Origin of the sequence: Streptococcus pseudopneumoniae, from assembly GCF_001070815.1 — a bacterium.
GTDB lineage: Bacteria > Bacillota > Bacilli > Lactobacillales > Streptococcaceae > Streptococcus > Streptococcus pseudopneumoniae_P.
In genome coordinates this window covers 34,466-42,862 of record NZ_JVLX01000014.1, presented here as the reverse complement: position 1 = coordinate 42,862, position 8,397 = coordinate 34,466, and the positions used below count along the sequence as shown (strand labels likewise).

General features: G+C 38.5%; 11 protein-coding genes. All 11 read left to right on the top strand.

Annotated elements, in window-relative coordinates:
* The first annotated feature begins 170 nt into the window (after positions 1-170).
* The 11 genes from ADG81_RS01575 to ADG81_RS01530 all read left to right on the top strand — a co-directional run bounded on the left by ADG81_RS01575 (position 171) and on the right by ADG81_RS01530 (position 8,396).
* Complete coding sequence (locus ADG81_RS01575; protein WP_080978008.1) at positions 171-581, top strand: GNAT family N-acetyltransferase; 411 nt, start codon at positions 171-173, stop codon at positions 579-581.
* 45 nt (positions 582-626) lie between these two features.
* Positions 627-788, top strand: coding sequence for a hypothetical protein (locus tag ADG81_RS09880; protein ID WP_080978007.1), 162 nt, complete (start codon positions 627-629; stop codon positions 786-788).
* 156 nt (positions 789-944) lie between these two features.
* The gene (locus tag ADG81_RS01570; protein ID WP_080978006.1) at positions 945-1,790 is read left to right on the top strand and encodes an ABC transporter ATP-binding protein; all 846 of its coding nucleotides are present in this window, start codon (positions 945-947) and stop codon (positions 1,788-1,790) included.
* Positions 1,791-1,805: 15 nt separating this feature from the next.
* Positions 1,806-2,534, top strand: coding sequence for an ABC transporter permease (locus ADG81_RS01565; protein ID WP_049550700.1), 729 nt, complete (start codon positions 1,806-1,808; stop codon positions 2,532-2,534).
* Between the two features lie 378 nt (positions 2,535-2,912).
* Complete coding sequence (locus ADG81_RS01560; RefSeq protein ID WP_020902217.1) at positions 2,913-3,122, top strand: helix-turn-helix transcriptional regulator; 210 nt, start codon at positions 2,913-2,915, stop codon at positions 3,120-3,122.
* On the top strand, positions 3,112-3,600 hold the full coding sequence (locus ADG81_RS01555) for a DUF6773 family protein (protein WP_049550699.1): 489 nt from the start codon (positions 3,112-3,114) through the stop codon (positions 3,598-3,600). The genes ADG81_RS01560 and ADG81_RS01555 overlap by 11 nt, the downstream gene beginning before the upstream one ends.
* A gap of 115 nt (positions 3,601-3,715) precedes the next feature.
* Positions 3,716-5,176: a nicotinate phosphoribosyltransferase gene (locus tag ADG81_RS01550; protein WP_049550698.1), complete on the top strand. Its 1,461-nt coding sequence runs from the start codon at positions 3,716-3,718 to the stop codon at positions 5,174-5,176.
* A complete protein-coding gene (nadE, locus tag ADG81_RS01545; protein ID WP_049550697.1) occupies positions 5,173-5,997 on the top strand; it encodes an ammonia-dependent NAD(+) synthetase in 825 nt (274 codons plus the stop codon). Before ADG81_RS01550 ends, nadE begins: the two co-directional genes overlap by 4 nt.
* A 396-nt stretch (positions 5,998-6,393) precedes the next feature.
* Positions 6,394-6,942, top strand: coding sequence for a GNAT family N-acetyltransferase (locus tag ADG81_RS01540; protein ID WP_049550702.1), 549 nt, complete (start codon positions 6,394-6,396; stop codon positions 6,940-6,942).
* Positions 6,943-7,108: 166 nt separating this feature from the next.
* The gene (gene ccdA2 / locus ADG81_RS01535) at positions 7,109-7,819 is read left to right on the top strand and encodes a thiol-disulfide oxidoreductase-associated membrane protein CcdA2 (RefSeq protein ID WP_049550696.1); all 711 of its coding nucleotides are present in this window, start codon (positions 7,109-7,111) and stop codon (positions 7,817-7,819) included.
* 13 nt (positions 7,820-7,832) lie between these two features.
* Positions 7,833-8,396 (top strand): redoxin family protein, encoded by a 564-nt coding sequence (locus tag ADG81_RS01530; protein WP_049550695.1) that lies wholly within the window; start codon positions 7,833-7,835, stop codon positions 8,394-8,396.
* The last annotated feature ends 1 nt before the right edge of the window (position 8,397 follow it).

The following is an 8,397-nucleotide window of genomic DNA, read 5'->3' as shown; positions in this document are numbered from 1 at the left end:
AACTGACGAAGTCAGTAACATATATACGGCAAGGTGAAGCTGACGTGGTTTGAATTTGATTTTCGAAGAGTGTAAGGACTCATCAACTCAGGTTGGTGAGTTTTTGCTAGTTTGACAGTCTATTGAAATAAGACTATAATCAAGCTGTAACAGTGTTTGAGGAGGTTTAGATGTACTTTAGATTGGAAAATAAGGAATCCCATAAATCACAAGAAATAGGGAATCTGATTCGTGTTTATAACCGTTCAAAAAGAGAAGAAGCTGAAACTGAGCCACTTAATCTTTATGTCGAAGATGAAGAGGGCAATCTTCTGGCAGGTTTGATAGCAGAGACTTTTGGAAATTGGCTAGAAATCGAGTATTTATTTGTAAAAGAGGAACTCAGAGGGCAAGGAATCGGTTCAAAACTATTGCAGCAAGCAGAAACTGAAGCAAAGAATCGAAACTGTCGTTTTGCTTTTGTCAATACTTACCAGTTTCAAGCTCCTGATTTTTATAAAAGGCATGGCTACAAGGAAGTCTTTGCTTTGCAAGACTATCCCTACATTGGGCAAAGATATTATTACCAAAAAGATTTGTAAGGAGAATATGAAAGCATAAGGCAAAGAGGGGTTCTTGACATAAGTATGAAGGGGATTCTCGATAAATACCAGTTAAATCCTACAAATTGTATCTTTCTAGATGATATTGAGGACAATACAATCGCAGCTGAGAAATTAGATGTGAAATCCTACGATGCTGTAGATGTTTTGAAAAAAATGAATAAGCAGAAACTCTCTATCATTTAGGTGGTAGAGAGTTTTTGTTAATAAAATTTTACAAAATGACATTTATATATTGCATTAAGTTAGATATATGATATAATGATGTTAAAAAGAGGCGCAACTTTTTAAAATTAATGAGAATCAAAGAGAAAACCATGAATATTAATGGAGGAATAAAAAATGGAAGTTATAAATGTAAGTAAGCATTATGGTCATTCAATCATTCTCAAAGATATAAATTTTGAACTTAATAAGGGTGAAATTGTTGGTCTAGTAGGGAGAAACGGAGTTGGCAAGAGTACATTGATGAAAATTCTTGTTCAGAATAATCAGCCGACTTCAGGGAATATTATAAGTAGTAATAATGTTGGCTATTTAATCGAAGAACCAAAATTATTTTTATCTAAAACAGGTTTAGAGAATTTAAAATATCTGGCAAACTTATATGGTGTTGACTACAATCAAGAAAGATTTGGGAGTTTGATTCAAGAGTTAGATTTGACTCAGTCTATTAATAAAAAAGTAAAGACCTATTCTTTGGGGACAAAACAAAAATTAGCTTTGCTTCTAACTCTCGTTACGGAACCTGATATATTGATTTTAGATGAGCCGACTAATGGTTTAGATATTGAATCATCACAAATAGTTTTAGCGGTTCTAAAAAATTTAGCTTTACATGAAAATGTGGGAATTTTAATATCGAGTCATAAATTAGAAGATATTGAAGAAATTTGTGAGAGGGTTCTTTTCTTGGAGAACGGGCTTTTGACATTCCAAAAAGTAGGAAAAGATAGTCATAATTGCTTGTTTGAGATAGCTTTTTCATCAGCTACAGATAGAGACATTTTCATTACCAAACAAGAATTTGGGGATATTGTTCAGGAAGAGGGACTGAAAATTACTATGTCTGGTAATATTCAAAGTAGTGAGCTTTTTAAATTTTTTAACGAAAACTCTATTAAAGTAGTTGATTTTGAAACTAAAAAAGAGACGCTTAAAGATATTTATCTAAATCGTTCAAAATAAAGGGAGGTTATAATCATGAAATTAAATAAATTGAATTTTCTTAAGGAAAATATAAGAGATTTATATTCATCAGGCGTAATATATCTTGGTTTGATTATCTCGTTTATACCGCCGATACTGGTTACATTCTTTATTCTAAAGACTCAAGGGACATCGCTTGGTATTAAGCATATTTCAAACTTTTATGCTATGCTCGGTATGTTAATGGCTGTTATACATGCTAACCGAGTCATTAGTAGAGATTTTTCCCACAATACGGTAAGTTTGTTTTATAATCAACAGAAGAATCGGATGATTTACGTCTTGTCTAATTTTCTATATGCCATCTCAGTTTCCATTATTTATGCTTTGAATGGCATTGTGCTACTAGTCATCGTAAGTAAATTGGGTGTTCCAGGTGATTTAGGATTAGATTTTATAGTAGCCATTGTAGTCAATACAATTTTGTTAGTCCTATTTTATTTTCTATTATCTTATATTTTCTATTTATACAAATTGAAAAGTGGCTTGGTATTTGGTATTTTAGTAGCTTTACTACTCTTTATCCCTAATATATTAAATACGATTATGATGAATACTAGTAATGATTTGTTTATCAAAGCAATTGAACTTCTTCCTTTTTATTCTTTACCTGTATTTGTGGCTTCAAATACGATGTCTATTAGTCAGTATCTTGTGGTAATCACTACAATCATTTTATTGTACTTTTTTACTCTCAAGAAAAGCAAGGAGTATTCATTTTAGTTTTATTTAGTATCATTTTGCATACCTAAAATACAGTAAAAATCAGTCATCTTGGTATGCTCCTGCTCTTGTTGTGTACACGTTTTTGTCTTATGCTAGACTCATTTCCAAAAGCATTATATAATAGTGATATGAAATCAACTAAACAAGAAATACAAGCAATCAAAACTCGTTTAAAAGACCCTACTAAAGCTAATACTAAACAAAAAATCAAATAGCAAACTAGGAAGTTTATTTCAAACAATCCAACATACTGATTTTAGGCTGAAGATAATATTGGAGTGCTAATTAATGAGGTTATAATAAATAGCTGACAGCTTGTGTTGGTTTTGGATTTTTTAAGAGTAGATGAGTATTAAAACTATAAGGAGGACGCAGGTGGCTAAAAATTTAAAATTAAAATTAGCTCGTGTGGAGCTTGATTTAACACAAGGTCAACTAGCAGATGCTGTCGGGGTGACGCGCCAGACTATTGGTTTGATAGAGGCGGGAAAATACAATCCCAGTCTCTCACTCTGTCAGTCCATTTGCAGATGTTTAGGGAAAACCCTAGACCAACTATTTTGGGAGGAAGAAGATGGTAAATAAATTCATTCATTATCAATTACTTGACGAAAGAGAAGAACAACTAATCAATAAAGCTGGAGCGGAATCCTTTACCCTCTTTATTGGGCTTGTACTTCTAAACTATTTGGTGGCTGTATTAGCTCCCTCTCTTTTTAATCCGAATTTTCTAGTCTATACTCTGATAGTAGGAATTTTCTTCTTTTTCAATCGTGCCCGTTATCTGGGAGTGACCTACTATAGTCGTTTTCATTTTACGATTTTGGGTTGTTTTTTCCTAACCTTGGCTATTACGGCTCTTTTGATGTTGCAGAATTATCAATTCAACATAGAAATTTATCAGCACAATCCTTTGAACGTTAAATACCTGTCTGCTTGGGCAATTACTTATGTTATTTATCTTCCCTGGGTCTTTATTGGCAATCTTGGTCTTAAGAGCTATGGCGAATGGGCTCAGAAAAAATTTGAGCAAGATATGGATGAATTGGAGAGTGGTGAATAGCTTGTTACTCTTTTCTCAATCCAGCCAAAATGTGATATAATAGTACTAATTTATTGGAATACATGAAAGTTTTTGAAAATTTTCATGGGTTTCTAGCTAAGGAAGTAGGAAAAGTATGTATCCAGATGATAGTTTGACATTGCACACGGACTTGTACCAGATTAACATGATGCAGGTTTACTTTGACCAAGGAATTCACAATAAAAAGGCGGTCTTTGAGGTTTATTTCCGCCAACAGCCTTTTAAGAACGGCTATGCGGTTTTTGCAGGTTTGGAAAGAATTGTGAACTATCTTGAAAATTTGCGTTTTTCAGATAGTGATATTGCCTATTTAGAGTCGCTTGGTTATCATGGGGCATTCTTGGACTACCTCCGCAATTTCAAGTTGGAGTTGACCGTTCGTTCTGCCCAAGAAGGGGACTTGGTTTTTGCTAATGAACCGATTGTGCAAGTTGAAGGCCCTCTAGCCCAATGTCAATTGGTCGAAACGGCTCTTTTGAACATCGTCAACTACCAGACCTTGGTGGCTACTAAAGCAGCTCGTATTCGTTCAGTCATTGAAGATGAACCTTTAATGGAGTTTGGGACACGTCGGGCGCAAGAGATGGATGCGGCTATCTGGGGAACACGCGCAGCGGTGATTGGTGGTGCCAATGGAACCAGCAACGTGCGCGCTGGTAAACTCTTTGACATTCCTGTCTTGGGTACCCATGCCCATTCCTTGGTGCAGGTTTATGGTAACGACTATGAGGCCTTCAAGGCTTACGCTGCGACCCACAAAAATTGCGTTTTTCTTGTGGATACCTATGACACCCTTCGCATCGGTGTGCCAGCTGCTATTCAGGTGGCGCGTGAGTTGGGGGACCAGATTAACTTTATGGGTGTGCGGATTGATTCTGGGGATATTGCCTACATTTCCAAGAAAGTTCGTCAGCAATTGGACGAGGCTGGATTTACAGAGGCTAAGATTTATGCTTCAAATGATTTGGACGAAAATACTATCCTTAACCTCAAGATGCAAAAGGCCAAGATTGATGTCTGGGGTGTGGGAACCAAGCTGATTACAGCCTATGATCAGCCAGCTCTTGGGGCAGTTTATAAGATTGTTGCAATTGAAGATGAAAATGGGAACATGCGCAATACGATTAAGCTGTCAAATAATGCTGAAAAAGTGTCTACGCCAGGTAAGAAGCAGGTGTGGCGCATTACCAGTCGTGAAAAAGGCAAGTCAGAAGGAGACTATATCACTTATGATGGCGTAGATGTTACCAGCATGACAGAAATCAAGATGTTCCATCCGACCTATACTTACATCAAGAAGACGGTTCGTAATTTTGATGCTGTTCCTCTCTTGGTGGATATTTTCAAGGACGGAAAATTGATTTACAACCTGCCTAGCTTGACTGAGATTCAGGCTTATGCTCGTAAGGAATTTGACAAGCTTTGGGATGAGTATAAGCGTGTGCTCAATCCGCAGCACTATCCAGTGGATTTGGCGCGTGATGTATGGCAAGACAAGATGGACTTGATTGACAAAATGCGTAAGGAAGCCCTTGGTGAAGGAGAAGAAGAATGAGTTTGCAAGAAACGATTATCCAAGAACTGGGCGTGAAACCAGTGATTGATGCCCAGGAAGAAATCCGTCGTTCCATTAATTTCTTAAAAAGATACCTGAAAAAACATCCCTTTCTTAAAACCTTTGTACTTGGGATTTCTGGGGGACAAGACTCAACCTTAGCAGGTCGCTTGGCTCAATTAGCTATGGAAGAACTGCGAGCAGAAACGGGAGATGACAGCTACAAATTTATCGCTGTTCGCCTGCCTTATGGAGTGCAAGCTGATGAAGCAGATGCTCAAAAAGCTCTTGCTTTCATCAAACCAGATATCAGTTTAGTGGTGAATATCAAGGAATCTGCAGATGCTATGACGGCAGCAGTTGAAGCGACAGGTAGTCCTGTTTCAGATTTTAACAAGGGCAATATCAAGGCTCGTAGTCGTATGATTGCCCAATATGCCCTTGCGGGTGCCCATAGTGGAGCGGTCATTGGAACAGACCATGCTGCAGAAAATATCACAGGTTTCTTTACCAAGTTTGGTGACGGTGGTGCAGATATTCTCCCTCTTTACCGCCTTAATAAACGTCAAGGAAAACAACTCTTGCAGGAACTTGGCGCAGACCCAGCCCTTTATGAAAAAATCCCAACAGCAGACCTAGAAGAAGACAAACCAGGCCTAGCTGACGAAGTAGCCCTCGGAGTCACTTATGAAGAGATTGATGACTACCTAGAAGGCAAAACAATCAACCCAGAAGCCCAAACAACTATCGAAAACTGGTGGTACAAAGGCCAACACAAACGCCACCTACCAATCACCGTATTTGATGACTTTTGGGAGTGAAAATCTCCGGTGGAGATTTTCAGCCTCTCACCTAGAAATAAGAAAGTGAGAGAAGGTCCGGTAACTCACAGAGTTCGATTTCGTCGTCTCACCCCCGCAACGATGACTAGGTTTGAAAAAGCTTGCTAGAGTGCATTTCAAACCAGACAGCGACTGCGTCAAGGAACTAGATGAAAAACTTGTTTTTTAGTTGTTACTGAGTTTAGTCTTTTTACCCCGAGCATGGAAACAGGTAAGCGAGGAAGGTCTAGTGGACCTTTTTAGCCCGAGTCTAAAAATAGGAAAATGGGGAAGGTCCGGTGGACCTTTTTAGCTTCTTACCTTGAAATTCAAAAGCAAAGTAAATTTAAATTGAGGTTGGGCAGAGAATCATCTATCAGAAAGCGAGGTAGCGTCATGAAAGCAATCGGTACGCAAATATTACAGACAGATCGTTTAATCTTGCGAAGATTTGTGGAAAGTGATGCAGAAACCATGTTTCAGAATTGGGCTTCATCCGCTGAGAATCTAACCTACGTCACTTGGGATCCCCATTCTAATGTCGAAATCACTCGAAACTCGATCCGAAATTGGGTTGTTTCCTATGCTAATCCCAACCATTACAAATGGGCCATTTGTCTCAAAGAAAAGCCAGAGCAGGTGATAGGAGATATCAGCATCGTTGCAATAGATGAGAACGATTCTTCTTGTGAAATTGGCTATGTGCTAGGCAAGAAATACTGGGGTCATGGTATGATGACGGAGGCCTTGAAAGCTGTCTTGGACTTCTGTTTTACTCAAGCAGATTTTCAAAATGTCAGAGCACGATATGCCAGTCTCAATCCAGCTTCAGGTCGTGTCATGGAGAAGGCTGGAATGTCCTATCTAAAGACTATTACCAATGGTGTAGAGAGAAAAGGCTATCTTGCGGACCTTATTTATTATCAGATAAGTAGGGAAGACTAGCGAATGTTCCTTTCTGTTTTCATCCAAGTCAGGCTTTGTCTGGCTTTTTTTGCGACATTTTTTACATAACCTGATTAAATTCCTATTTTTCCCTATCATTGTCCCTGTTTTTTCTGGAGTTTTGGGGCTATAATAGTCCTATCAAATCAAAGAATGGAGGAAGGCAATGGATAATATAATCTTTTTTATCAGTGTTTTTCTTGCTGGAATTCTTTCCTTCTTTTCTCCTTGTATCTTACCCTTGTTACCGGTTTATGCAGGGGTCTTGTTGGATGACAAAGATGGTGCTCAGGCTTCTAGTGGAAAATATTCAATCTCACTTATTAGTCTATTGCGAACTCTAGCTTTTATAATAGGGATTTCCTTTATTTTTATCTTACTGGGCTATGGAGCTGGTTTTTTAGGCAATTTGCTGTATGCTTCTTGGTTTCAGTATGTGACGGGGGCGGTTATCATTCTCTTGGGCTTGCACCAGATGGAAGTCTTACATTTGAAGGGACTCTACAAGGAAAGAAGGCTACAATTACAGGGACAGGGGCAAAAGGGTAAGGGCTATAGTCAGGCATTTTTACTGGGGTTGACCTTTAGTTTTGCTTGGACGCCTTGTGTGGGTCCTGTTCTTGGCACTGTTTTGGCTTTGGCGGCTTCGGGTGGCTCAGGTGCTTGGCAGGGAGCTGCTCTCATGTTGGTTTACACGCTGGGTTTGGCACTACCGTTTTTGGTTCTAGCTCTTGCCTCCAGCTATGTTTTGAAACATTTCCGAAAACTTCATCCCTACCTTGGAACCCTCAAAAAAGTGGGTGGTTTCCTCATTATCGTGATGGGAATCTTAGTGCTTTTGGGAAATGCTTCCATTTTGACTACATTATTTGAATAGAGAGGAAAAAGAAATGAAAAAATGGCAAACATGTCTCCTTGGAGTAGGCTCAATCTGTTGCTTGGCAGCCTGTTCTGCTAAAAATATGTCAGACGAAGCTACTATGAAGGAGCAAACAAAAACAGAACAAGTCAGTTCACAAACTGCGACTAAAGGTCAGGCGGTTGCTGATTTTGAACTGACAGGAGTAGATGGCAAGACCTACCGCTTGTCTGATTATAAGGGCAAGAAAGTCTATCTTAAATTCTGGGCTTCTTGGTGTTCCATCTGTCTAGCTAGTCTTCCAGATACGGATGAAATTGCTAAGGATGCTGGTGATGACTATGTGGTCTTGACAGTGGTCTCTCCTGGTTACAAGGGAGAACAAGGAGAAGAGGACTTTAAAAACTGGTATAAGGGCTTGGATTATAAAAATTTCCCAGTTCTAATTGACCCATCAGGTAAACTTTTAGAAAGTTATGGTGTTCGTTCTTACCCAACTCAAGCCTTTATAGACAAGGAAGGAAAGCTGGTCAAAACGCAACCAGGTTTTATGGATAAGGATATGATTTTAAAGATATTGAAAGAAATGGAGTAGA

What these genes read in the sequence shown, in the direction of transcription:
- ADG81_RS01575 (WP_080978008.1), top strand. Translation starts at nt 171, where the DNA reads ATGTACTTTAGATTGGAAAATAAGGAATCCCATAAATCACAAGAAATA.
- ADG81_RS01555 (WP_049550699.1), top strand. Translation starts at nt 3,112, where the DNA reads ATGGTAAATAAATTCATTCATTATCAATTACTTGACGAAAGAGAAGAA.
- ADG81_RS01570 (WP_080978006.1), top strand. Translation starts at nt 945, where the DNA reads ATGGAAGTTATAAATGTAAGTAAGCATTATGGTCATTCAATCATTCTC.
- ccdA2 (WP_049550696.1), top strand. Translation starts at nt 7,109, where the DNA reads ATGGATAATATAATCTTTTTTATCAGTGTTTTTCTTGCTGGAATTCTT.
- ADG81_RS09880 (WP_080978007.1), top strand. Translation starts at nt 627, where the DNA reads ATGAAGGGGATTCTCGATAAATACCAGTTAAATCCTACAAATTGTATC.
- nadE (WP_049550697.1), top strand. Translation starts at nt 5,173, where the DNA reads ATGAGTTTGCAAGAAACGATTATCCAAGAACTGGGCGTGAAACCAGTG.
- ADG81_RS01530 (WP_049550695.1), top strand. Translation starts at nt 7,833, where the DNA reads ATGAAAAAATGGCAAACATGTCTCCTTGGAGTAGGCTCAATCTGTTGC.
- ADG81_RS01565 (WP_049550700.1), top strand. Translation starts at nt 1,806, where the DNA reads ATGAAATTAAATAAATTGAATTTTCTTAAGGAAAATATAAGAGATTTA.
- ADG81_RS01550 (WP_049550698.1), top strand. Translation starts at nt 3,716, where the DNA reads ATGTATCCAGATGATAGTTTGACATTGCACACGGACTTGTACCAGATT.
- ADG81_RS01540 (WP_049550702.1), top strand. Translation starts at nt 6,394, where the DNA reads ATGAAAGCAATCGGTACGCAAATATTACAGACAGATCGTTTAATCTTG.